The 23,648-nt window shown below is 67.4% G+C and carries 20 protein-coding genes; 15 read left to right on the top strand and 5 right to left on the bottom strand.

What is annotated here, in order from left to right:
- Window positions 1-18: 18 nt before the first annotated feature.
- The 7 genes from flgK to ACWPN8_RS25330 all read left to right on the top strand — a co-directional run bounded on the left by flgK (window position 19) and on the right by ACWPN8_RS25330 (window position 6,929).
- Entirely contained in the window at window positions 19-1,776 is a 1,758-nt protein-coding gene (gene flgK, locus ACWPN8_RS25360; protein ID WP_492242737.1) for a flagellar hook-associated protein FlgK, read from the top strand.
- An 11-nt stretch (window positions 1,777-1,787) separates the two neighbouring features.
- Window positions 1,788-2,693: a flagellin gene (locus tag ACWPN8_RS25355; protein WP_492242736.1), complete on the top strand. Its 906-nt coding sequence runs from the start codon at window positions 1,788-1,790 to the stop codon at window positions 2,691-2,693.
- A 122-nt stretch (window positions 2,694-2,815) separates the two neighbouring features.
- Window positions 2,816-3,640, top strand: coding sequence for a flagellin (locus tag ACWPN8_RS25350; RefSeq protein WP_098736547.1), 825 nt, complete (start codon window positions 2,816-2,818; stop codon window positions 3,638-3,640).
- A 166-nt stretch (window positions 3,641-3,806) separates the two neighbouring features.
- Window positions 3,807-5,486, top strand: coding sequence for a flagellar filament capping protein FliD (gene fliD, locus ACWPN8_RS25345; RefSeq protein WP_492242735.1), 1,680 nt, complete (start codon window positions 3,807-3,809; stop codon window positions 5,484-5,486).
- Between the two features lie 39 nt (window positions 5,487-5,525).
- Complete coding sequence (locus tag ACWPN8_RS25340; RefSeq protein ID WP_109447158.1) at window positions 5,526-6,005, top strand: flagellar export chaperone FliS; 480 nt, start codon at window positions 5,526-5,528, stop codon at window positions 6,003-6,005.
- Window positions 6,002-6,661, top strand: coding sequence for an RNA polymerase sigma factor (locus tag ACWPN8_RS25335; protein ID WP_492242734.1), 660 nt, complete (start codon window positions 6,002-6,004; stop codon window positions 6,659-6,661). Before ACWPN8_RS25340 ends, ACWPN8_RS25335 begins: the two co-directional genes overlap by 4 nt.
- A gap of 58 nt (window positions 6,662-6,719) precedes the next feature.
- Complete coding sequence (locus tag ACWPN8_RS25330; protein ID WP_492242733.1) at window positions 6,720-6,929, top strand: hypothetical protein; 210 nt, start codon at window positions 6,720-6,722, stop codon at window positions 6,927-6,929.
- Window positions 6,930-6,945: 16 nt separating this feature from the next.
- On the opposite strand, the gene ACWPN8_RS25325 is transcribed toward ACWPN8_RS25330, so the two are convergent.
- Together ACWPN8_RS25325 and ACWPN8_RS25320 are read right to left on the bottom strand one after the other, a co-directional pair.
- A complete protein-coding gene (locus ACWPN8_RS25325) occupies window positions 6,946-9,255 on the bottom strand; it encodes a tetratricopeptide repeat protein (protein ID WP_492242732.1) in 2,310 nt (769 codons plus the stop codon).
- A 143-nt stretch (window positions 9,256-9,398) separates the two neighbouring features.
- Window positions 9,399-9,962, bottom strand: coding sequence for a helix-turn-helix domain-containing protein (locus ACWPN8_RS25320; RefSeq protein WP_492242731.1), 564 nt, complete (start codon window positions 9,960-9,962; stop codon window positions 9,399-9,401).
- A 207-nt stretch (window positions 9,963-10,169) separates the two neighbouring features.
- Here ACWPN8_RS25320 and lhpI point away from each other — a divergent pair, with 207 nt between their 5' ends.
- The gene (gene lhpI / locus ACWPN8_RS25315) at window positions 10,170-11,090 is read left to right on the top strand and encodes a bifunctional Delta(1)-pyrroline-2-carboxylate/Delta(1)-piperideine-2-carboxylate reductase (RefSeq protein WP_492242730.1); all 921 of its coding nucleotides are present in this window, start codon (window positions 10,170-10,172) and stop codon (window positions 11,088-11,090) included.
- Between the two features lie 10 nt (window positions 11,091-11,100).
- Here the strand turns inward: lhpI and ACWPN8_RS25310 are convergent, their stop codons facing one another.
- Window positions 11,101-12,777 carry a tetratricopeptide repeat protein gene (locus ACWPN8_RS25310; RefSeq protein ID WP_492242729.1) on the bottom strand — a complete coding sequence of 559 codons (1,677 nt, stop codon included), beginning with the start codon at window positions 12,775-12,777 and terminating at the stop codon, window positions 11,101-11,103.
- A gap of 315 nt (window positions 12,778-13,092) precedes the next feature.
- Between ACWPN8_RS25310 and ACWPN8_RS25305 the strand changes: the two genes are divergently transcribed.
- From ACWPN8_RS25305 to ACWPN8_RS25285, 5 genes are read left to right on the top strand one after another with little or no spacing between them, the layout of a single operon-like run.
- Window positions 13,093-14,124, top strand: coding sequence for an ABC transporter substrate-binding protein (locus ACWPN8_RS25305; RefSeq protein WP_492242728.1), 1,032 nt, complete (start codon window positions 13,093-13,095; stop codon window positions 14,122-14,124).
- 4 nt (window positions 14,125-14,128) lie between these two features.
- Window positions 14,129-14,965 (top strand): ABC transporter ATP-binding protein, encoded by an 837-nt coding sequence (locus ACWPN8_RS25300; protein ID WP_492242727.1) that lies wholly within the window; start codon window positions 14,129-14,131, stop codon window positions 14,963-14,965.
- Window positions 14,962-15,885: an ABC transporter permease gene (locus tag ACWPN8_RS25295; protein ID WP_492242726.1), complete on the top strand. Its 924-nt coding sequence runs from the start codon at window positions 14,962-14,964 to the stop codon at window positions 15,883-15,885. The genes ACWPN8_RS25300 and ACWPN8_RS25295 overlap by 4 nt, the downstream gene beginning before the upstream one ends.
- Window positions 15,886-17,166, top strand: a complete 1,281-nt coding sequence (locus ACWPN8_RS25290) for a threonine synthase (RefSeq protein WP_492242725.1) — start codon at window positions 15,886-15,888, stop codon at window positions 17,164-17,166.
- A complete protein-coding gene (locus tag ACWPN8_RS25285; protein ID WP_492242724.1) occupies window positions 17,163-18,227 on the top strand; it encodes a malate/lactate/ureidoglycolate dehydrogenase in 1,065 nt (354 codons plus the stop codon). Before ACWPN8_RS25290 ends, ACWPN8_RS25285 begins: the two co-directional genes overlap by 4 nt.
- Before the next feature lie 26 nt (window positions 18,228-18,253).
- On the opposite strand, the gene ACWPN8_RS25280 is transcribed toward ACWPN8_RS25285, so the two are convergent.
- Complete coding sequence (locus tag ACWPN8_RS25280; RefSeq protein WP_492242723.1) at window positions 18,254-19,264, bottom strand: C-terminal binding protein; 1,011 nt, start codon at window positions 19,262-19,264, stop codon at window positions 18,254-18,256.
- A gap of 126 nt (window positions 19,265-19,390) precedes the next feature.
- The gene (locus ACWPN8_RS25275; RefSeq protein ID WP_492242722.1) at window positions 19,391-20,401 is read right to left on the bottom strand and encodes a CorA family divalent cation transporter; all 1,011 of its coding nucleotides are present in this window, start codon (window positions 20,399-20,401) and stop codon (window positions 19,391-19,393) included.
- A gap of 190 nt (window positions 20,402-20,591) precedes the next feature.
- Between ACWPN8_RS25275 and ACWPN8_RS25270 the strand changes: the two genes are divergently transcribed.
- Complete coding sequence (locus ACWPN8_RS25270; RefSeq protein WP_492242721.1) at window positions 20,592-21,257, top strand: GNAT family N-acetyltransferase; 666 nt, start codon at window positions 20,592-20,594, stop codon at window positions 21,255-21,257.
- Between the two features lie 27 nt (window positions 21,258-21,284).
- On the top strand, window positions 21,285-23,633 hold the full coding sequence (locus ACWPN8_RS25265) for an Orn/Lys/Arg family decarboxylase (RefSeq protein ID WP_109447178.1): 2,349 nt from the start codon (window positions 21,285-21,287) through the stop codon (window positions 23,631-23,633).
- The last annotated feature ends 15 nt before the right edge of the window (window positions 23,634-23,648 follow it).

The raw sequence follows: 23,648 nt of genomic DNA, 5'->3' as shown, positions 1-23,648 counted from the left end.
ACGGAAAGGAGGCCTGCAATGTCGCTTCGCGTCGCCAGTTCCATCGCCACATCGGCGCTGCGCACGTCCGAGGTCGGCATCGCCGTCGCCTCCTCCAACGTCGCCAATGCCGACACCGACGGCTACACCCGCAAGACGGCATCCAACGTCACCCGCAGCACCGGCGTGAATGTCGCCAGCGTCGACGTCACCGCGGTCAGCAGCAACGTCGACCGCTATCTGCTGAAGACGCTCGTCTCGGCCCAGTCCGACCTCGGCTACACCGACACCCGCAACAGCTATCTCGACCAGATGCAGTCGGCCTTCGGCAGCGTCAGCAGCGACGACAGCGGCGGCACCGACATCGGGTCGATGATCGACGCGCTGGCCGACACGCTGGGCACGCTGGCGACCTCTCCCGAAAGCGAGAGCGCCAAGGCCGCCACCGTGCAGGATCTGTCGGACCTGGCGGAGACGCTGCGCAACACCTCCTCATCCATCCAGTCGCTGCGCGCCCAGGCCGACGACGAGATCGCCACCACCGTCGACACCATCAACGAGACGCTGAGCAGCATCGATTCCCTCAACGACCGGATCGTGAAGGGCAAGGCGCTGGGCCAGAACGTCACCGACCTGGAGGACCAGCGCAACACAGCGTTGAAGAGCCTGTCCAAGTCCATCGACGTCACCTATCAGGTCGACGACAGCGGGCTGATGCGCATCTCGACCGCGTCGGGCAAGTCCCTGCTCGACAGCAAGGTGCACGAGCTGTCCTACACGCCGGCTGCCTCGGTCAGCGCCAGCACGGTGTACAGCGCCAGCGGCAGCAGCGGCTTCGGCGGCATCATGCTGAACGGGGTGGACATCACCGGTTCGTCGCTCGGCGGTACCCTGGGCGCGCTGGTTCAACTGCGCGACACCGACCTGCCGGCGCAACAGGCCGGCCTGGACGAGCTGGCGACCACCCTGATGGACAGGCTGAACGCCATCCAGAACCAGGGAACCTCCTACCCCGCCCCGCAAAGCCTGACCGGCACCGAGACAGTCTCGGCCAGCGATGCGCTGAAAGTGACCGAGGGCACCCTGCGCGTCGCCGTCACCGACAGTTCCGGCACGGCGGCGGAGGTCCTCGACATCGAGCTGTCGACCAAATCGACCCTTCAGGACGTCGTCGACGCCATCAACACAATGAGCAGCGCGTCGGCCTCGATCTCCGCCGACGGCAAGCTGGTCATCGCCACCACCGGCACCGGCAACGGCATCGCGCTGGGCGGCGACGCCAACGACGGCACGACCGGCAACTTCTCCGACGCCTACGGCCTGAACGACCTGCTGACCGGCACCGGGGCCTCCGACATCAAGGTCGCGTCCCGCATCGCCAACGACAGCAGCCTTCTCGCCACCGGGGTCCTGTCCTCCGCCAGCGGAATGGCCGCCGGCGGTACGGCGCTGACCAGCGGCGAGGGGTCGGTGGCGAAGGCGCTGTCGGCGGCCTTTTCCGCCAGCTACGACTTCGATGCCGCCGGGTCGTTGAGCGCCCGCAGCACGAGCTTCGCCGGCTATGCCGGTGCGGTGATCCAGGGGGCGGCGACGCTCGCCGACAAGGCATCCACCGCCTACGACAGCCAGAACACCTACACCAGCAGCCTCGAATCGACCTTCTCGTCGCAGAGCGGCGTGAATGTCGACGAGGAGACCGCCGCGATCTCCACCCTGCAATCCGCCTACGAGGCCGCCGCCGCGGTCATGAAGACGTTGCAGGAGATGTTCAGCACGGCGCTCGACATGGTCCAGTAGAGGAGACCGCGATGGAACGGGTCGCGACCTACAACCATCAGAACACGCTCGTCCAATACATGATGAAGGCCGAGGCCAAGGTGGCCGCGGAACAGATCCGCTCGGCATCGGGGCTGAACTCCACCGACTACAAGGGCATCGCCTCGGACAGCGGCCGGCTGGTCAATCTCGAAAGCCATTACCGCCGGCTGGAGCAGTATATCGACGAGGGCGAGGTCGTGAATGGCCGCATCCAGTCGATGTACGACGCCGTCGGCGGCATGTCCGACCTGACCTCCCGCCTCAGCGCACTGATCACCGGCCTGCAGGGCAACAATGCGGCCGGCGTCGAAGGCGTGGTGGCGGAGGCCGGACAGCTGATGGAGGAACTCGGCGGGCTGCTGAACACGCGGCAGGACGGCCGCTATCTGTTCGCCGGGGGGCGCACCGACCAGCCGGCGGTCGACCTCGACAGCTACAGTGCGGCAACCTATCCCTCCAGTGCCGATACCGGCTATTACCAGGGCGATTCCACCGTCGCCCATTTCCAGGCCGCCGACGATTTCGTGCTGTCCTACGGCGTCACCGCCGACCAGCCGGCCTTCGAGAAAGCCCTGCGCGCCTTCAGCCTGATCGCCAACATGTCGACCGATCCTGTCGACACCGATCTGCTGGCGGAGGCGACGCAGCTCGCCTCCGACGCCACCGACGGACTGTCGATGGTCCAGGCGAAGCTGGGTGCGGCCAGCTCCTCGCTGGAGAACACCATCGACCGCCATGTCGACGAGCAGTTGGTGCTGCAAACCCAGGTGGAGGACATCCGCAGCGTCGATCTGGCCGAATCCACCACCAAGCTGTCGCAGCTCCAGGCCTCGCTGGAGGCGACCATGAGCCTGATGAAGATCCTCGAAGAGAACAACCTGTCCAAATACCTGTGAGGATCGGGGGCTTCGCAAAAAAGCGCTAACCCCATCGAAAAAGTCCGCCAGCTTTCGCCGCGTGCCCCGTGAGTCCCAGTGAGGGTCGCCGAAACGGCCCGGTTCGATCAGGAGACCACATCATGCCCGTCATCTCGACCAACACGGCTTCCAATTCGGCCCTTCGTTACCTCAACATCAACTCGACCAACCAATCGGACTCGGTCTCGAAGATCGCCAGCGGTTCGCGCATCACCAAGGCGTCGGACGATGCCGCCGGTCTCGCCGTCGGCACCTCGCTGAAATCCGACGTCACGGTGCTGAACCAGGCGGCCACCAATGCGTCGCACGGCTCGTCGATCCTCCAGACCGCCGACGGAGGCATGTCCAGCATCTCCGACATCGTGCAGCGCATGCGCTCGCTCGCCACGCAGTCGCTGTCCGGCTCGGTCACCGACAACGAGCGCTCCTACCTCGACGCCGAATTCCAGCAGTTGCAGGATGAAATCGACGGCATCGCGTCCGGCACCCGCTTCAACGACGAATCCCTGCTCGACGGCGCGACCAACTGGTCGACCGGCGTTTCCTTCCGCGTCGGCACCACGTCGAACGACAACATCACCGTGCAGATCGCCGGCGTCACCACGACGGGGCTGGGCATCAACACGCTGGATGTCGGCACCTCGGCCACCGCCGCCGCCGCCCTGACGGCGCTCGACACCGCGGTGACCACCCTGTCGGATGCCCGTGCCGATGTCGGCGCGCTGATCTCGCGCTTCGAATTCCGCAGCGACATGATCGACACCACCATCGAGAACACCGAGGCCGCCCAGTCCAAGATCATGGACGTCGACGTGGCCGAGGAACAATCCAAACTGGCATCGGAGAAGGTCCTGACCCAGGCCGCCATCGCCGTGCTGTCCCAAGCGAACCAGATGCCCGAGAATCTGCTCTCCCTTCTCCGCTGACGGTTCGCAAGGCCGCCGGGCAAGGGTGCCGCGTCCCGCACAGCCTCACACACTCGTGGGGCGCCCCCGCCGGCGGCCGCTTTCCTACCACCATCAGTGCCGCAAAAGCCCGCATCGCCGTGCCATCCGCCGCGTCCCGCGCGGCCGGAACCGGGAGAGCCTTGCCATGACCACCGTCAGCTCCACCACCTCCAGCACGGCCGCGACGACGGGCTATTCGGCGCTGTCCTCCAGCGATTCCGGCACCGGCATCGACTATTCCCTGCTGATCGAGGCCAAGGTGAACGCGCGGCTGGCCAAGGCCGACCGCATCGACACCAAGATCACCGCGAACGAAGCGAAGATCACCGCCTACACCGACCTTCAGGATAAGCTGCAGGCGGTCGGCGACGCCATCGACGGGCTGCGCAACCGCAGCGTCTCCACCGGCGCGTCCTCCAACCTGTTCGGTCAGCGGACCGCCTATGTCGGCGACGACGACGTGTTCAGCGCCACGGTGGACGACGATACGGAGGTCGGCACCTATTCGGTCGTGGTGCAGCAGCTCGCCACCAAGCACAAGATCGCGGCGGATGGCGTCGCCAGCAAGACAAACGCGCTGGGCTATTCCGGCAGCTTCACGCTCCAGGCGGCCGACGGCAGCGCCGTCACCATCGCGATGGAGAGCGACGACAGCCTGACCGACCTGCGCGACGCCATCAACGCCAACAAGTCGACCAGCGGCGTCACCGCCAGCATCGTGCAGGTCAGCGACAGCAGCTATCAGCTGATCCTGACCTCCAACACCGGCCAGGCCATCTCGATGACCGACGGCGGCGACGGCGTCCTCTCCTCGCTCGGGCTGACGGACAGCGACGGCGCCATCAAGAACGAGCTGGTCGCCGTGCAGAAGGCGATCGTCGAGGTGGACGGCGTCACCATCACCCGCAGTTCCAACACCATCGACGACGCCATCGAAGGCGTGACGCTGAACCTCTACAGCGCCAGCCCGGGCACGGCGATCTCGATGGAGGTATCGACCGACCTGTCCTCGATCAAGTCGGCGATCACCAGCTTCGTCGATGCCTACAACGAATATCGCGACTTCGTGGTGACGCAGCAGGCGACGACCAGCGACGGCACGGCGTCCAGCGACGCCACGCTGTTTTCCGACAGCCTGCTGCGGCAGATCGTCCGGTCGGTGAACAGCGCGCTCAACACCTCCATCACCACCGACGACGGCACGGTTCTGTCGATGGCCTCGCTGGGCATCAGCTTCAACAGTTCCAACGAGCTGGAGCTGGACGAGGACACGCTGAACAGCATCCTCAGCAGCGACGTCGACGCGGTCAAGCAACTGCTCGGCCTCAACATGACCTCGTCGTCCAGCCAGATGTCGCTGCTGCGCTACACCAGCAGCGCCTCGGCGCTCTCCTTCACGCTGGACATCGTGCGCGGCGACGACGGGACGCTCAACTCCGCCTCCGTTAATGGCGACAGCAGCCTGTTCACCGTCAGCGGCAACCGCATCATCGGCGCGGCCGGCACTGCCTATGACGGCATCGTGCTGGTCTATACCGGCAACAGCGGCAGCGTGGACATCGACTTCTCGCAGGGTCTGGCCGACAAGCTGTTCGGCGTCATCGACGATGCGTCGGCAACCTACGGCAGCGACCTCGCCACCGCCATCGACGATCTGGAAACCCGGGACACCGAGCTGGAAAGCCGGTCCACCGACATCAAGACCAAGGCCGAGACCTACCGCAGCACCCTGACCGCCTATTACGCCAGGCTGGAGGCGGCGGCGGAACAGGCGGCGCTGCTGCTGAAACAGCTGACCTACAAGGACAGCAGCAGCGACAGCTGACACCGGTCGAGGTTCATCCAACGATGAGGATTTGGCGCCATGCGCAATTCCGCCTATTCGAAGGCCCTGAACGCCTATGCCGTCGCCAACAGCGCGGTGCCGCCGCTGATGGCGGTGGTGCGGCTGTACGAGCGGGCGATGACCCATTTGTACGCCGCCCGCGATGCCGCTGCCGACCGTCGCTTCGAGGCGCACCACACCGCGATCCGAAACGCGGTCATGGTGTTCGCGGGCCTTGATTCCATTCTGGTTTTCGACAAAAATGAGGATGTCGCGCTGACGCTTCGCCGGTTCTACCACCGGCTGATCGCGCAGGCCGGCGCCGCCGCCAGCCGGAAGGATCCGGTTGCGGCCTGTGACTCGATCATCCGCCAGACGTCCTTCATGCTGAAGGCTTGGCAGGCCGTGGCCGCAGAACGCGGCGGGCCATCCACTGTCGTCGGTGCCACGGCCAAAGGGCCGCATGCATCCGTCGTCGGGAGAGCGATGGATCATGCAAATGGCGGACTCTCGGCTTGACCGTCCTTGCGAGGATTCCGGTGCCGGGCGCTCCATGTCCGGGGATTCTGAGCCGGGGGCCAGCCTCCGGCGTCATCGTCCCTGCGGACGAGGACAGCGACGAAGCACTGATGGCGCAAATCCGCTCCGGCAGCCAGACGGCTTACCGGACGCTGGTTCATCGCCACCTGAAACGCACCTACGCCCTGGCCCGCCGCCTGACCGGCAACGAGGCGGAGGCCGAGGATGTGGTGCAGGACGCCTTCCTCCAGGTCTGGCAACGCCGCAGCCAATGGAGCGACGACGGCGGCGCCCGCTTCACCACCTGGCTCTACCGGGTGGTGGTGAACCGCTGCATCGACCACAAGCGGCGGCCGGTCGGCCAGGATCTGGAAACCGTGGCGGAGCCGTCGGACACTGCACCCGATGCGGTCAGCACCATCCATCGCCGGCAGGTCGCCGCCCGGCTGCTGGAGGCCCAGGACAGGCTGACCCCGCAGCAGCGCGCGGCCGTGACCCTGTTTTATTACGAGAATTTAAGCAACGCCGACATCGCCAGCGTTATGCAAATCAGCATAGGTGCTGTAGAGTCGCTGTTGAAACGTGCGCGCCAGCAGCTCCGGCTGCTTCTGCGCGCCAGTGCGCAGGCGGCCAGGGATTCCTTCGATGACGGATGAGGAGTTTCGCGATCGGCTCGATCGTCACGGAGGCGACCTCGCCCTTTGGCCTGCCGACGTGGCCAGGGACGCGCGGCGCCTTCTTCTGCGTTCGGTCAAGGCGCAGGCGATGCTGGATGAGATGGTGACGATGGAACTGGCGCTGGGCCATTCGGAAGACCGCCCGTCGCCCGGTCTCGCCGACCGCATCTTCGCCGCGGCTTTCCGCCTGCCGCCGTCCGACCGCGGCTTCGACGAGGATGGCGATCAGCCGCCCCGGTTGATGTAGCCGGTTGATTTAGCCATCAGCGCCCCGCCACCCGGCGCAGTTCCACTGCGATGCGCTCAAGCGCCTGCTCCAGCCCCTGGCCGCCCAGCGGCTGGAACAGGCGCATCGACGGGTACCAGGGCCGGCCGGCGGTGCCGAGCTGCGTCCAGTCGCGGTGGCCGAAGCGCCAGACCGGCACCCCCAGCGCACCGGCAAGTTCCGCCACCGAGTTCGCCGGCGCGATGACGAGGTCGAGTGTCGAGACCAGCGCCGCCGTCTCTTCGAAATCGTCGCGCAGGTCGAGCCCGGTCCAGCCATAGATCGGCTGCCCGAACCGGTGCTCCGCCGCCAAGATCTCGCGCTGGCACTCGTCATATTGCAGATTCACGAAGGTGACGCCGGGCACGGCGAAGATCGAGCCCCAGGACTCCAGCGGCTGATAGGCGCTGCGGCGGTCGGCGGTCATCAATTGGCTGCGCCAGCTGATGCCGACACGCAGGTCGTCGCCGGCACCGTCCAGCCGCTCGCGCCAATCGGCGACGCGGCCACCCTCGGCGAACAGCCAGCAGGACCGCGTCGGGAAGGCCGACAGCCGGTCCCGCAGCAGGCGGGGGACAGAGCCCGCCGGGATGTGATAGTCGCAATCGACCGTCTCGGCTTCCATCAGCCCGCAGGGCGGCTGTTCGGCCCGCAAGGTCGCCTTCGGGAAGGAACGGGCGAACAGCGGCACCAGCCGGCGCTCGCACTCGATCACCACATGCCCCGCCATCTTGATCAGGTCGGGATAGCAGGAGGCGAACAGGAACTCGTCGCCCACCCCCTGCTCGCGCCAGACGAACAGGCGCTTGCCGGCCAGCGGCTCGCCCATCCATTCGGGAATGGTGAAGCGCCGCTCCGGGCGGACGCGGCCGGCCTTGAAGCGGAAGGCGTAGTCGGCCCAGCCGGCGCTCAGCGTGCCGCGCTCCAGCGATAGCAGGCCGCGGTTGAAACGGGCCAGCGCATGGCCGGGCGTGGCGGCGACCGCCCGCTCGAACCAGCGGCCGGCATTGGTGCGGCCCTGCCGCTGTTCCGCCAAACCCAGGGTGCAGAGCGGGTCGGCCAGCGATGGCGCCAGCGCCAGTGCCCGGCGGCAGGCGGCGTCGGCGTCGACGGGGTTCTGGGCGCCGTTCAGCGCATAGGCCAGCACGGCATGCAAAGGCGCATGGCCGGGCATCAGCCGGATGGCGCGGCGCACCTGCACCGTCGCCGGAACGAAGGCCTCTCGGTCGGACAGGTCGGCACCGAGATTGCCCAGCGCATCGGCGAAGGCGGGGTTGAGCGCCAGCGCCCGCTTCCAGCAGGCTTCCGCCTCCGCCTGATGCGCCTGCGCCTTGCAGGCGTTGCCGAGATTGTTCCAGGCCTCCGCCTGACCGGGGTCGCGTGCGATGGCGCGGCGCTGCCAGCGCTCGGCACGGCCATAGTCCCCAAGCGCGGACTCCGCCAGCCCGAGATTGACGAGCGCCGGCACATGGCCGGGGTCGAGCACCAGCGCGCTCCGGAACCGGTCGCGCGCCTCCGCATGACGGCCGAGCGCGTGCAGCAGCAGGCCCAGATTGTTGCGTGTCTCGGCATGGTCGGGCTGGCGCCGCAACGCCTCGCCATAGGCGCTCTCCGCCTCGGCCAGCCGGCCCGATCCCTGAAGTGCGGCACCCAGGTTGGCCCAGACCGATCCGGTGTCGGCCCCCAGCCCGATGGCCTCCCGATACGCGGCGGCGGCCTCGGCCACCGCACCCCAGCGGCGCAATGCGTTTGCCAGGGTGACGCGGGTCGCGGCATCCTGTGGCCGCAACTTCGCCGCCAAGCGGTAGCAGCCGATGGCGGCACCGGCCTGCCGCAAATCCTCCAGCGCGCGGCCCATGCCGAGCCGCGGTTCGGCAGCCCCCGGCACCAGACGGGCCGCCGCGCGGTAGCAGCGCAGGGCGGGCACCGGCCGCGCCTGCCGCCCGGCGATGGCGCCCAGCAGGCAGAGCGCATCGGCATCGTCCGGATTGACGGCGAGAGCCCGGCGGGCGCTGGCAAGCGCCGCGGTCACCCGCCCCTCCTCCATTAGCGCCTGCCCCAATGCCAGATGGTAGGAGCCGACCAACGCGTTGGAGCGCGCCGCGGTGTCGAACAGACGGGTGGCGTCGGTCCGCCGCCCATCCTGAAAGGCGATATGGCCCAGCAGATGGGCGGCGTCGCCATGCGACGGGTCGATCCGCAGGATCTCGCGATAGAAACGCTCCGCCCGCTCGGTCTGTCCGGCATTGTGGTGCTGGACCGCAAGGCGCAGCAATCCGTCGGTACGCCGTGTCGCGTTCCCGTCCATGTCGTCGCCGTTCCGTCAAATGAACTGGTCAGCGGCATCCATGGCCGCGTCTGTTCCTTGTTACGGCGACGACATCGGACTCCTGCGCGGGTCTGCAACTTTTCCGCTGTCCTCCGTATTTTTATGTGCCGGGCATCGATGGATCAGGAGAGCGAGGTGTGCGAGCAGACCCAGAGAACCCGCGCATCCCCCTCGCCGCCCGAGATGCAGGCATGCCCCATGGCGCTGTCGAAATAACAGGAATCGCCCTTGGACAGGATCAGGGGCGTGTAGCAATCGCTGTGAAGCGTCACTTCGCCTTCCAGCACATAGATGAACTCCTCGCCATCATGGCGGGAAAGCCCGCCGAATTGCTGGATGCTGCGCGCCTTGATCGTGGTCACCAGCGGGACGAACCGCTTGTCGGGCAGGTCGGCGTTCACCGCCTCGTACCGGTACTGGTCGGTTTCGTGCACCGCACCGTCACCGGCCCTGGTGACGCTGCGGCGGCCAAGCGGGGTCGGCTTCGGAACCTGACCGAACAGCTCTCCCACCTCCACCCCCAGGCCGGAGGCCAGTGCGGCAATCTTCTCGTAGGTCGGCGACAGCTGCCCGTTCTCGATCTTCGACAGAGTGGATACCGAGACCCCGGACCGCTCGCTCAACTGTTGAAGCGTGAGCCGTGCCGCGGTACGCAGGCGCTTCAGCGTCGGCGCAAGGATGCCCACGGTGCCGTTCGCCCCTTGTCCGTCCCCTCGGGTTCGCCGCGATGATCCGCCCACAGTGTTTTCCTGATTTGATCCAACCCGCACGGCCGTCCGGCAGAGTATAGCCGGCCGAAATTTTTCTTATACGAAAATTTTGTGGCGCATGATCCGAAGCGGATATAGCGTGACGGTCCCTGAAGGCCCATCCGTCGCGAGGAGAGCACCGCCTTGACCACAGCCGCCCTGTCCATGCTGTCGCCCGCGGAAACGGCCGAACTCCTGCCATTCGCTCCCCTGTGCGACGCCATCGCCGATGCCGCCCGCGACTATGCCGCCGGCCGGATTCACAGCCCGGAACGGCAGGTCCTGCCGCTGCCGCAGAACGGCGTCCTGCTGTCCATGCCGGCGACGGCCGGCGATATCGGCATCCACAAGCTGGTCAACGTCTGTCCGGGCAATGGAACGCTCGGGCTGCCGACCATCCATGGCGTGGTCGCCGCCTATGACGGCGCCACCGGGGCCCCGCTGGCGATCCTCGACGGGCCGACGGTCACCGGACGCCGCACCGCCGCGGTGTCGATGCTGGCGATCCGGACGCTCGCCCGGCGCCCTCCGCAGCGGGTCGCCCTGTTCGGCACCGGCAAGCAGGCCGCTTATCATGTCGAGGCGCTGGCATCGCTCTATCCCGGGATCCGGGTCGACGTGCATGGCCGGCGGGACGAGGCCTGCCGGTCCTTCTGCCGGACCTCCGGCGTGGCGGGGATCGATCTGCGTCCGGCCTCCGGGGCGGTGGACCCCGCCGTCGATGTCGTCATCACCCTGACGACCAGCCTCGTGCCGGTCTATGACGAAGCACCGCGGCCTGACCGGCTGCTGGTCGGTGTCGGTGCCTTCAAGCCCGAGATGGCCGAATACGGTCCAATCTCCATCCATGGCAGCGACGTCTTCATCGACGACCCGGCCGGCGCGCGGCATGAGGCCGGCGACCTGATCCAGTCCGGCTTCGACTGGACGACCGGACGGTCGCTGGCCGATGCGCTGGACGGCACCGGCCTCACCGACCGGCCCCGCCTGTTCAAGAGCGTCGGCTGCGCCGCCTGGGACCTCGCCGCCGCCCGCTGCGCGCTGAGGAGCAGCGTTGCGGCGTGAGGCGCCGACGCTATTTCTCGCCGATGAAGGCGCAGTGGGGAAAATTCTGGAAGTCGTAGCGGTGGATGCGCAGGTCCGGTCGATGGCGGCTCAACCAGTCCAGCACGGCCAGATGGGCGGTCTGGTCGAGCATCCACTGCGGCCGGCCCTCCAGCAGGAAATGGCCGATATAGGCCGCCACCGTCGCCAGATACTGCCCGGCGAGCGGCGTGTCGTTGTAATAGACGAAGCAGACGACGATCTCGCGAAACGGTCCGCGCCGGCGCCGGTCGTGCAGGACGCCGAGGTCGAAGCCGTCCATGTCCCCGGCGAGCGTCCGTAGATCGCTCCGGGTGGTGGCGTCCAGATCGACCAGGATCAGCGGCCGGCCAAGATGCCGATGCCATTGCTGGACGCGGATGAAACGCGCGCAGGCGTAATAGGTGACGCGCTGCGCGTGCGACCATCCGGTCAGGTCCGGCTGCTCGGTCGACAGGCCGATGGACAGCGGATAGAGCCGCCGCCATTCGCCCAGCATCCCCAGCAGCGAAGGCGTCGGCGACACCACGTTCAGCACGATGGATGCCCCCGGGCTCGATTGGCCGATGGAGCGGAGAAGGTCGGGCGCAAAGCGGCGGACATAATGTTCATCGCCGCTCACCATGATGACGGTGCCGTTTCCCTCCGGCAGATCCGCCACAATGCTCATCTCCGGCAGCTGGGCGATGACGCTGTCCAGCGAAGCCAAGCGTTCAAAGAACGCATCGTCCGCCCGCAGCATCGACCAGGATCCGAGTTCGCCGGCACCGTCCAGTTCCGCATCCGTAAAGCGCGCGGCGAATCTCCTCTGCAGCCTCGATGCAAGGGTCAGGCGGCCCCGGCGATAGACGTGATAACCCACAATCGAGGCGGCCAACGCATCCTTCGGATCGCCGCGCAGGCGCCGCCACGCCGCCCGCGCCGCCCATGAAAGCCGCCGGTCGTCGAGTGCACCCAGCTGGAACAGGTCGAGCGCCAGCGCCAGCCACAGGCGCAGACTGCCCGGCTCGTCGGGATGGACCGTCTGGACCCGGTGCAGATGATCGAAGGCCTTCACCGCGAGACCGAGATCGAGCGTCATCGCCTTCCCCGGCGTCCAGTCGAGCAGCCCACTGCGGTACTGGTACAGCCGGGCAAGGGCGTCATGTCCGCGCACCGACTGCGGGTCGAGCGCCACGGCACGGCGGGCGGCGACCTCCAGCCGGCCGGCCTCCTTGCGGCGCAGAACCTCCAGGTTGTTCCGCGCCTGCTTGTGATCGGGAACCACGGCCAGGATGCGTTGGTACCAAACGGCCGACTCCAGGGGCGATCCGGTGCCGGCCGGCGGTGGGGCGGCGAGGAGATTCGCCAGATTGTAGGCCCCCGCCGCATGGGCCGGCGCCAGTGCCAGTGCCCGCCGGCAGGCATAGTCGGCATCCTCCGGCCGGCCGGCCCCGCGCAGCAGGCTGGCATAATTGGCCCAATGATCCGGGCTGTCGGGCTGGGCCGCCGCCACCTGGCGGAAATGGTCAGCCGCCTCGGCGGGACGGCGGGTCTGCATCAGCAGCAGGCTCAGCATCTGGAGCGCCTGGAGATGGCCGGGTATGGCCGTCAGGAATGCGTGGTATCCCGCCTCCGCCTGTGTCAGATCGCCCTGCTGGTGACTGCGGATGATCTGACCGAGATCCATGCCCGTCTCCCCATTTCCTGCGCGGCTTGAGACCGGCGGGAAGGCATCGGGGTCGATGCTCATTCTGCCGGCCGCCGGCGGACCGAAGCCTGCCACGGCCCGTACCGGCCGGTCCACCATGGAGTCAAGCCGCACAGTCGGAGAACCCTGCGGGCGCAGGCCCGATGGCAGGACGCAACCACGCTTCACAAAAAATTACACTAAATAATTGCTGATTATCTGAGAAGCCCGATAAATTTCTACACTGTTGACCACGCAACAGAATCATGTTCCCATATTTTCTAGTAGATTTATGGAGATAGGGGGAGCATCGCCATGCGACAGTCAGGACGCCTCAGCCGCCGTGCCTTAGCGGCGGTCGCCGCATCGGTGATGGGGCTGCTGGTGACGTCGGCCATCGCGACGCCCGCGGCTGCCGAAGGGCGCATCCGGATCGCCGAGCAATATGGCCTGGGCTATCTGCCGCTGCATGTGCTGCGCCACAACCAGCTGATCGAGAAGCACGGCAAGGCTCTTGGCCTCGACGTCACGGTGGACTGGGTCCAGCTGTCCGGCGGTGCTGCGATGAACGATGCGCTGCTGTCCGGCAGCATCGATCTGGGGTCCGCCGGGGTCGGACCGCTGCTGACCATCTGGGACCGCACCAAGGGCAGCGCCAACGTCAAGGCCATCGCGTCGTTGAACGACATGCCGCTGTTCCTGACCACCAACAACCCGAAGGTCAAAACGCTGAAGGACTTCACCGATGCGGACAAGATCGCGCTGCCGGCGGTGAAGGTCGGGGTGCAGGCCCGTGTCCTCCAAATGGCGGTGGAGAAAGAGCTTGGCGCCGGCAAATTCGACGCGCTCGACAAGCTGACCGTGTCGATGCCGCATCCCGACGCCACGGCGGCCCTGCTGTCGGGCAGCGGCGGCATCACCGCCCACATCTCCAGCCCGCCCTTCCAGTACCAGCAGTTGGACGACCCGAAGATCCACAAGGTCGTCAGCTCCTACGACGTGCTGGGCGGGCCGCACAGCTTCAACCTGATCTGGAGCAAGCAGTCCTTCCGCGACGAGAACCCGAAGACCTACCGGGCTTTCCTCGATGCGCTGAAAGAGGCGATGGATTTGATCAACGCCAACCATGACGCCGCGGCGGACGCCTATCTGGCGCAGAACAAGGGCAGCCTGGACAAGGCCTACATCCTGCGCCTGCTGAACGACCCCGACATCCGCTTCACCGTCACGCCCAACCGGACGGAGGCCTTCGCCGATTTCATGCACAAGGTCGGCGCGATCAAGAACAAGCCGGCCTCGTGGAAGGATTACTTTTTCGACGACCTGCATGACGGCACCGGGAGCTGACGCGATGAACGCGCTTACCTACCCGCAGAGCATCGACAGCGATGGCCTGTCCGAACGGCCGCTGCTCGACGTCTCCGGCGTCACCCTGCAATACAAGACGCGCCGGCATCTCGTCACCGCCACCTACCGCGTCGATTTCCAGGTGTTCCAGTCCGAACGCTACGTCCTGCTGGGACCGTCGGGCTGCGGAAAATCCTCCCTGCTGAAAGCGGTCGGCGGCTTCCTCCAGCCGGTGGAGGGAGCGATCCGCCTGAACGGCCGCACGGTGACGAAGCCCGGCCCCGACCGCATGATGGTCTTCCAGGAATTCGACCAGCTTCCGCCCTGGAAGACGGTCAAGCAGAACGTGATGTTCCCCCTGCTCGCCAGCGGCAAGGCGAAGCGGCGGGAGGCGGAGGAGAAGGCGCTCGACTGCATCGCCCGGGTGAACCTGACCAAGTTCGCCGACGTCCACCCGCACATGCTGTCGGGTGGCATGAAGCAGCGCGTCGCCATCGCCCGCGCCATGGCGATGGAGCCGGACATCCTGCTGATGGACGAGCCCTTCGCGGCACTCGACGCGCTGACCCGGCGCAAGATGCAGGAGGAGCTGCTGCAACTGTGGGACGACCTGCGCTTCACCGTGCTGTTCGTCACCCATTCCATCGAGGAGGCGCTGGTCGTCGGTTCGCGCATCCTGGTGCTGTCGCCCCATCCGGGACAGGTGAAGGCGGAGGTGAACTGCGACGGCTACGACCATGGTGCCGTCGGCGGGGCCGAGTTCCAAGCGCTCGCCAGCCGCATTCACACCATGCTGTTCGCCGAGGATGTCGAAAGCGGCGTGAAGGGGCCCCGTGCATGACCGACCTGTCCTTTTCCCCGCGCTCCCGTCCCCCCGGCAGCCCCCCCATTGGCAGGCGCGAACCGCCGCTGCGCCCGGAATATGAGCGCACCGTCACCGCCACCGGCCCCATCGGCGATGTCGCCCGCCCGCTGTCCCCGTGGGAGCGGCTCGGCAACGTCACGGCACTGCGCCGGCTGCTGGTCCTGGCGGCGGTTGCGGCGCTGTGGCAGGCGGCGGCGGTCTGGCAGAACAACCCGCTGATGTTCCCGACCTTCACCGACACCGCGGCGGCGCTGTGGGACGCCATCCGCCGCGACAATCTGCTGTCGATGGCCTGGACCTCGCTGGCGGTGCTTCTGAAGGGCTATGCGGTGGCGGTGGTCCTTGCCGTGTTGCTGACCACGGTCGCCGTCTCCACCCGCATCGGCAACGACCTGCTGTCGACGCTGACCTCGATGTTCAACCCGCTGCCGGCCATCGCCTTGCTGCCCATCGCCATGCTGTGGTTCGGGCTGGGCGAGGTCAGCCTGATCTTCGTGCTGGTCCATGCCGTGCTGTGGCCACTGGCGCTGAACACCCATGCCGGCTTCACCTCGGTGTCGGAAACGCTGCGGATGGCCGGGCGGAACTACGGGTTGGGGAGCTTTCGCTACGTCGTCACGCTGCTGATCCCGGCGGCCTTCCCGGCGATCCTCACCGGCCTCAAGGTCGGCTGGGCCTTCGCCTGGCGGACGCTGATCGCGGCGGAACTGGTGTTCGGCGTGTCGTCCGGCAAGGGCGGGCTCGGCTGGTTCATCTTCCAGAACCGCAACGAGCTGTACATCGACAAGGTCTTCGCCGGCCTCGTCACCGTCATCCTGATCGGCCTGCTGGTCGAGAATGTCGTCTTCCGGTGGATCGAAGTCCACACGGTCCGCAAATGGGGCATGGTCCGCTAAATGGCTTTCCAAGACATCAACCCGGTGCGCTTCGATTCCAACCTGACGGTCGAGCGCCCGACCTTCGTCACCCACCTTGAATGCGCCTACACCGGCGAGCGGTACGAGGCCGACACAATCCACAACCTGTCGCGCGCCGGCAAGCCGCTGCTGGTCCGCTACGACCTGAACGGCGTGAAGCAGGCGCTGACCAAAAGCTCGCTGTCCGAACGCCCGCAGGACCTGTGGCGCTACCGCGAGCTTCTGCCCGTCCGCAAGGTCGAGGACATCGTCAGCCTGGGCGAAGCGGTGACCCCGCTGGTGCCGCTGCCCCGGCTGGCGAAGCGGCTGGGCGCGGCCGAGCTGCTGGTGAAGGACGAGGGGCGGCTGCCGACAGGCTCCTTCAAGGCGCGCGGGCTGGTGATGGCGGTGTCGATGGCGAAGGCCTTCGGCATCGCGCACATGGCGATGCCGACCAACGGCAATGCCGGGGCGGCGCTGGCGGCCTACGCCACCCGCGCCGGCATCCGCACCACCATCTTCTGCCCGGCCGACACGCCGGAGGTGAACGTGTCGGAGATCGAACTGCAGGGCGCCACCGTCTACCGCGTCAACGGCCTGATCGACGATTGCGGGAAGATCGTCGGCGAGGGCAAGGCCAAGGTTGGCTGGTTCGATGTCTCCACCCTGAAGGAGCCCTACCGGATCGAGGGCAAGAAGACGATGGGGCTGGAGCTTGCCGAACAGCTGGGCTGGGAGGTGCCGGACGTCATCTTCTATCCCACCGGCGGCGGCACCGGCCTGATCGGCATGTGGAAGGCCTTCGCCGAGCTGGAGGCCATCGGCTTCATCGGCGCGAAGCGCCCGCGCATGGTGGCGGTCCAGGCCGCCGGCTGCGCGCCGATGGTCCGCGCCTGGGAACAGGGGGAAGAACACGCCCCGCGCTGGGAGGATGCCCACACCATCGCGTCCGGCATCCGCGTGCCGCAGGCGGTCGGCGATTTCCTGATTCTGCGCGCCGTGCGAGAAAGCGGCGGTTTCGCCATCGCCGTGCCCGACGATGCCATCCAGGCGGCGCTCAACGAGGTGGCGCGCGAGGAGGGCTTCCTGCTCTGCCCGGAAGGGGCCGCGACCTACGCCGCCTACCGCCAAGCCCTGGCCGACGGCCGGGTCGGCAAGGAGGAGCGCGCCGTCCTGTTCAACTGCGCCACCGGCCTGAAATACCCGCTGCCGCCGGTGCACCGCACGCTCGACCGGACCCGGCCCATCGACTATTCGCTCTTTCAGGACAGCGGACGATGAGCGATGTCCGCTACCGCCCGGACCGTCTGGTCGCGACGCTCGACGCCATTCTCCGCCGCAGCGGCAGCTCGGCGGAGGAGGCAGCCATCGTCGCCGCCAATCTGGTGGAGGCCGACGCCCGCGGCCATGCCAGCCACGGCGTTCGCCAGATCGCCGTCTATGCCCGCAGCCTTGAACTTGGCCATCTCCAGCCCAACCGCCACGCCCGCATCGTCCGCGACGAGGCTCCCTTTCTGGTGGTGGACGGCGATGTCGGCTATGGGCAGGTGATCGCGAAGGAGGCGACCGACCTCGCCATCGAACGCGCCAAGGCCGGCGGCGCCTGCATCCTGGCATTGCGCAACGCCCACCATATCGGCCGCGTCGGCTCCTATGGCGAGCAGTGCATCGCCGCCGGGCTGATCGGCCTGTTCTTCGTCAATGTGGTCAGCCGGCCGCTGGCGGCGCCCCATGGCGGCGGCCGGCCGCGGCTGGGCACCAATCCGGTCTGCATCGCCGTTCCCGGCACGCCGGGCTATGCGCCCTTCCTGCTCGATTTCGCCACCAGCGCCATCGCCGCCAACAAATGCCGGGTCGCCGCCTCGCTGGGCAAGGAGGTGGAGGACGGCCTGCTGCTGGATCCCGACGGACGACCGACGCGCGATCCGGCCGTGATGTTCACCGAACCGACCGGCGCCATCCTGCCCTTCGGCGGCCACAAGGGCTACGGCCTGGCGCTGGCCTGCGAAATCCTGGCGGGCGCCCTGGCCGGCGGCCTGCCCGCCTTGCCGGAAAACCTGCGGCCGGGACGGGTGGTCAACAACGCGCTGGCCTTCGTCATCGACCCCAACCGGGTGGCCGGGCCGGAATGGCAGACCCTGACCGACGCCGTGCTCGACCATGTCGCCGACACGCCCGTCGCCCCCGGCAGCGACGGCGTCAGCATCCCCGGCGAGCCGGAGGCCCTGCACCGCATGGCCGCGATGGACCGCGGCATCGCGCTCGACCCCGACACCGTCGCGGCACTGCACGGCATCGGCGGCGGGCTCGGGCTGGATGTGGCTGCCCTGCTGGAGGGCTGAACGGGGCGGAGTTCCGCCCCATCCGCTCAAGCGGTGATGCGGTTCCGCAAGACGCCGTCTTCAAGGAACAGCCGCGCCGTCTCCGCCGCGTTGCGCCGCATCTCGACCGCCGCCTGGTCGGAGTGGAAGGCGTTGTGCGGCGTCACCACCAGCCGCCCGGCGAGCCAATCCTCCCGCGCCCGCCACGCATCCAGCAACGGATGGGGGGCCGGCGGCTCGACCGGCAGCACGTCGGTCCCGACGGCGGCGAGCCGGCCGCTGCGCAGGGCCGCCTCCAGTGGGTCCAGCCCGGCGAACAGCTCGCCGCGCGCGGTGTTGACCAGGATGGCGCCCGGCTTCATCGCCGTCAGGGTGGCCTCGTTCAGCAGGCCGCGCGTCTCTCCGTTCAGCGGGCAGTGGAAGGTGACGATGTCGGACTCGGCCAGCAGCTCCTCCAGCCGGCGGACGCGGCGATAGCCGACAGCCTTCTCGTGCCCAGCTGGCTGGAACGGGTCATAGCCCAGGATGCGGTGGCCGAAGCCCTTCAACCGGTTCACCACCGCGGTGCCGATCCGCCCGACCCCGACCACCCCGACCGTCGCGGCATCGGACCGGTGCAGCGGGGTCAAGGTGTTCGCCTGCCACGTCGTCGTATAGGCGCGGGCACGGGCGTCATGCTCCCACAGCCGGCGCTGAAGCGACAGGATCATGGCGACCGCATGGTCGGCGACCTCCTCCGTCCCGTAATCGGGGTTGTTGCAGAAGGGAATCCCGGCGGCCTCCAGCGCCGCGACATCGACCCGGTCATAGCCGACGCCGAACCGCACGACGATCCGGCAACGCTTCAACCGCTCGACGGTTGCCGGGCCGATGCGCGTGCTCCACACCAGCAGGGCATCCAGGCGGGCGAGGCGCTCCGGGTCGAGATCCTCTTCCCGCCGGCAGTCGAGGAAATCGACCTCCGCCAAGCCATCCAGCACGGCGGCCTCCAGATCGGGGGGCGGAATCATGTGGTCGGTGATCCCGACGACCAACCGCCCTGCGCTCTGCTGCCCCATCCTTCTCGCTCCTGTCACTGCTCGAATCGAATAACCCTCATTTTCCCATGCAATGCTGGATTTTCAAAGCCGATTGCCGCTTTGCACAATAGGAAATGAAGGCCGCATGCGGGCAAGGCCACGGTTTCACTTGCGCGGGCGCAGGAAGAACAGCATGGCGAGGCCGGACAGCAGGATCGACAGCATCACCCACCAGAAGGCATGCGGCGAGACGTGGTCCTCAATGCCGCCGACCCCCGGCACCCCCGCGACGTTCATGCCGAAGATGCCGGAGATCAGCGTCATCGGCGCGAAGATCACGGTCACCACCGCCAGCACATGCAGGCTGTGGTTCTGCTGGTCGGCGACGCGGGCCAGAAGCTCGTCCTGCAAGACCTTGGCGCGGTCCTGCAATGCCTCGATGTCGTAGAGGACGCCGCCGAACTTCTCGACCGAATGGCCGAGGCGCGCGCGGTCGTCGTCGTCGATCCAGGGCACGCTGCCGGTGGCGAGCCGGCCCAGCGCTGCACGCTGCGGCGAGACATGGCGGCGGAGCCGGACGATCAGCTGGCGCAGCTGGCCGAGCCTTTTGCGGGCGAGCTGGTAGCGTTCGGCAAGGACGGTGTCCTCCACCTTGTCCAGATCGGCTTCGGCGCGCGTCACCACCTCGCCCAGCGTGTCGGCCAGCATGTCGATCAGCTCGGCCATCAGGGCGGCGGTGCTGCCATAACGGCCCTGGTCGTGCAGGGATTTGCGCAGCCGGTCGATGGCCTTCAGCGGATGCCGCCGGCAGCTGACGATGCGGTGCTCATCCATGAACAGGCGCAGGGTGCCGATGTCCGACGGCTCGAAATTGAAGTCGTAATGCATGTCGCTCAGCACGGCGAGGAAGCCGTCATCGAACGGCTCCAGCCGCGTCCGGTCGTCGTTGGCGTCCAGCAGAATCTCGCGGGCGAACTCGTCGAGCCCGCTCTTGCGGTCCAGCCAGTCGCGCGCCCGCGCCGAGGCGAGGTTGAAGTGCAGCCACAGCACGCCGCCGCTGCGCCGCTGCGCCGTGTCGATCTCCTCGAAGGACACCGGCACCGGCGGTGCATCGGTGGTGAGGAAATAGCCGCAGATCAGGTCGGTCCCGGTATCGAGCTTGATTGGAACTGCCATGCCCGGCGAACCTTCCATTGCCTCTTCGCCGGCTGGGTGCCGGCCGGCGGGCAGGATACGCCGGCCGACGTGCGGCGCAACCTCGTCCTTGGGCGCCTGGAGCAACTGCAACAAGACCGTCTTGAAACCGTCATCACCCTGTCGCGCGTTTGCGGCAAGAACGCGCGGGGCGTCATCATTCGACAGAGGCATGACCGTGAGGACCGAGACCGCCGCCGGCGCCCACGACATGGACGCCTGCGATATCGCCAGCCATTTCCCCGCGCGCGAGGCCGCCGTCGGCCCGATGCGGTCCGACTCGCAGGTTCCCGTCGTCCGTCCCTCAACCGAGGCGGACGTGCCGGCCATGCTGGAGATCTACGGCTACCACATCCAGCACGGGCTCGGCCCCTTCGACATCGAGCCGCTGCATCCGGAAGAGCTGAAGCGCCGGCGCAAGGCGATGTTGAAGCGCCGCCTGCCGCATCTGGTGGCCGAGCTGAACGGCGCCATCGCCGGCTACGCCTATGCGGCCCCCTTCCGCAAGCGCCCGGCCTACCGCTACACGGTCGAACACTCGATCTACGTCCACAAGGATTTCCAGGGCCTCGGCATCGGCCGCCGCCTTTTGTCGGCGCTGGTCGACGCCTGCACCGTCGCCGGCTGCCGCCAGATGGTCGCCGTCGTCGATAGCGCCAACGCCCCGTCGCTGCGCCTGCATGAATCCTGCGGCTTCGAGCAGGCCGGCATTCTGCGCTCGGTCGGCTTCAAGTTCGGCCGCTGGACCGACAGCGTCTTCCTCCAGCGCGCGCTCGGCCCTGCCGACGGCGCGCTGCCCGACGACCATCGCGGCGGCACCGTCCAGGCCGGCGACTGACAGCTTTCCCTCCCCCGGAGTTCCCCCATGGATTTCTTTCGACGCTTCTCCTTCCTCGTCTGCGCCCCGGCCTTCGACGCCGACGAGCTGGAAGGCGTGCGCGTGCAGCAGATCGTCGCCGAGGTCGAGCGCATCGGCTTCGAGGTTGTGCGGACGCGCCGCGTCGAGGATGCCGAGCTGGCGATCCGCACCGATGCCGCCATCGGCTGCATGATCGTCGATTGGGGCAAGCGCGGGCTGGAGGGCAAGCCGGCCTCGCTGATCGCGCTGGCGCGCAAGCGCGGTCTGGAGATGCCGATCATCCTGCTGGTCCGCCGCCAGCGGCTGGAGAACATCCCGGTCGATGTGCTGAACCAAGTCGACGGCTATGTCTTCCTGGCCGAGGAAACGCCGGAGTTCATCGCCAAGAACCTCGTTTCCCGCCTGAAGCAGTATGCCGAGACGCTGAAGACCCCCTTCTTCGGCGAGCTGGTCGATTATGCCGAGGAAGGCAACCAGCTGTGGACCTGCCCCGGCCATAATGGCGGCATCTTCTACAGCCGCAGTCCCATCGGCCGCATCTTCGTCGAGCATCTGGGCGAAGCGGTGTTCCGCGACGACATCGACAACTCGGTGCTGGAGATGGGCGACCTGCTGGTCCATGAGGGACCGGCGCTGAAGGCGCAGAAGGAAGCCGCCAAAATCTTCGGGGCCGAGCGCACCTATTTCGTGCTGAACGGCACGTCCGCCTCCAACAAGATCGTGCTGTCGGCTCTGGTGGCGGAGGACGACCTCGTCCTGTTCGACCGCAACAACCACAAGGCCGCCCACCATGGCGGGTTGTTCCTCGGCGGCGGCATCCCGATCTTCCTGGAGACCGACCGCAACCCCTACGGCCTGATCGGTCCCATCGACCACGAGGCGCTGGACGAGGAACGCATCCGCGAGAAGATCCGCAAGAATCCCCTGGTCAAGGACCAGGACGCCTGGAAGCGCGAGCGGCCGTTCCGCGCCGCGGTGATCCAGCAATGCAGCTACGACGGCACCATCTACAGTGCCGAGACCATCCTGGCGAAGATCGGCCATCTCTGCGACTACATCCTCTTCGACGAGGCGTGGGCCGGCTTCCTGAAGTTCCATCCGCTGTTCAAGGGCCGCTTCGCCATGGGGCTGGACAGCCTGCATGACGGCCACCCCGGCATCATCGCCACCCAGTCCACCCACAAGCAGCTGGCCAGCTTCTCCCAGGCCTCGCAAATCCATGTGAAGGACAGCCATATCAAGGGCCAACGCCGCCGGGTGGAGCATCGCCGCTTCAACGAGACCTTCCTGCTGCACGCCTCGACCTCGCCCTTCTATCCGCTGTTCGCCTCGCTCGATGTCGGCGCGCAGATGATGAAGGGTAAGTCCGGCGAGGTGCTGTGGGACGACACGATCCGGCTCGGCATCGAGCTGCGCAAGAAGCTGCGCGCCATCCGCCGCGAATTCGACGAGCGCGAGAGCGATCCGGCGCGCCGCTGGTTCTTCGACCCCTTCGTGCCCGACCGGGTGGAGGTCGGCGGCACCACCTCGGCCTGGGAGGATGTGCCGACCGACGCGCTGGCGTCCGACGTGCGGCATTGGGAATTCGTGCCGGGTGCCGACTGGCACGGTTTCCGCCATGTGGCGGCCGGCTATGCGATGACCGACCCCAACAAGCTGACCCTGCTCACCCCCGGCTTCGACCGCCGCACCGGGGCCTATGAGGACCACGGCATCCCGGCTCCGGTGGTGGCGCAGTATCTGCGCGAGAACCGCATCGTTCCGGAGAAGAACGACCTGAACTCGATCCTCTTCCTGCTGACGCCCGGTGTGGAATCGAGCAAGGCCGGCACGCTGCTGAGCGCCCTGGTGGCGTTCAAGCGGCTGCACGACGACAATGCGCTGCTGGAGGACGTGATCCCGGAATTCGTCGCCCGCCGCCCGGCCCGCTACACCGGCCGTCGGCTGCGCGACCTGTGCGCGGAGATGCACGCCTATTACCGCGAGCGCGGCACCAACGACCTGCAGCGCCGCATGTTCCGCCCCGACCATCTGCCCGCCATGGTCATGCCGCCGCGCGAAGCGGTGCGGCATCTGGTGCGCAACGACGTGGATTACCTGCCCATCGACCGCATCGCCGGGCGGATCGCCACCACCCTGTGGGTCGTCTACCCGCCGGGCATCGCCACCATCGTTCCGGGCGAGCGGCTGGACGACCACGCCCGGCCGATGATCGAATATCTCCAGGTCTTCCAGGAGGGCGCCAACCGCTTCCCCGGCTTCGACAACGAGATCCAGGGCCTGTACCGCGAGACGGAGCCCGACGGGTCGATCCGCTTCTACACCTATGTCGTGCGGGAGAAGGGCGCGGACTGAAGCCACGCCTCCGCT

Source organism: Azospirillum sp. UENF 112521, assembly GCF_058780665.1.
This window is presented reverse-complemented; position numbering and strand designations above follow the sequence as displayed.

Bases quoted from the DNA above. Each gene is read 5' to 3' on its own strand.
- flgK (WP_492242737.1), top strand. From the start codon at position 19: ATGTCGCTTCGCGTCGCCAGTTCCATCGCCACATCGGCGCTGCGCACG.
- ACWPN8_RS25355 (WP_492242736.1), top strand. From the start codon at position 1,788: ATGGAACGGGTCGCGACCTACAACCATCAGAACACGCTCGTCCAATAC.
- ACWPN8_RS25350 (WP_098736547.1), top strand. From the start codon at position 2,816: ATGCCCGTCATCTCGACCAACACGGCTTCCAATTCGGCCCTTCGTTAC.
- fliD (WP_492242735.1), top strand. From the start codon at position 3,807: ATGACCACCGTCAGCTCCACCACCTCCAGCACGGCCGCGACGACGGGC.
- ACWPN8_RS25340 (WP_109447158.1), top strand. From the start codon at position 5,526: ATGCGCAATTCCGCCTATTCGAAGGCCCTGAACGCCTATGCCGTCGCC.
- ACWPN8_RS25325 (WP_492242732.1), bottom strand. From the start codon at position 9,255: ATGGACGGGAACGCGACACGGCGTACCGACGGATTGCTGCGCCTTGCG.
- ACWPN8_RS25310 (WP_492242729.1), bottom strand. From the start codon at position 12,777: ATGGATCTCGGTCAGATCATCCGCAGTCACCAGCAGGGCGATCTGACA.
- ACWPN8_RS25305 (WP_492242728.1), top strand. From the start codon at position 13,093: ATGCGACAGTCAGGACGCCTCAGCCGCCGTGCCTTAGCGGCGGTCGCC.
- ACWPN8_RS25300 (WP_492242727.1), top strand. From the start codon at position 14,129: ATGAACGCGCTTACCTACCCGCAGAGCATCGACAGCGATGGCCTGTCC.
- ACWPN8_RS25295 (WP_492242726.1), top strand. From the start codon at position 14,962: ATGACCGACCTGTCCTTTTCCCCGCGCTCCCGTCCCCCCGGCAGCCCC.
- ACWPN8_RS25290 (WP_492242725.1), top strand. From the start codon at position 15,886: ATGGCTTTCCAAGACATCAACCCGGTGCGCTTCGATTCCAACCTGACG.
- ACWPN8_RS25285 (WP_492242724.1), top strand. From the start codon at position 17,163: ATGAGCGATGTCCGCTACCGCCCGGACCGTCTGGTCGCGACGCTCGAC.
- ACWPN8_RS25280 (WP_492242723.1), bottom strand. From the start codon at position 19,264: ATGGGGCAGCAGAGCGCAGGGCGGTTGGTCGTCGGGATCACCGACCAC.
- ACWPN8_RS25275 (WP_492242722.1), bottom strand. From the start codon at position 20,401: ATGGCAGTTCCAATCAAGCTCGATACCGGGACCGACCTGATCTGCGGC.
- ACWPN8_RS25270 (WP_492242721.1), top strand. From the start codon at position 20,592: ATGACCGTGAGGACCGAGACCGCCGCCGGCGCCCACGACATGGACGCC.
- ACWPN8_RS25265 (WP_109447178.1), top strand. From the start codon at position 21,285: ATGGATTTCTTTCGACGCTTCTCCTTCCTCGTCTGCGCCCCGGCCTTC.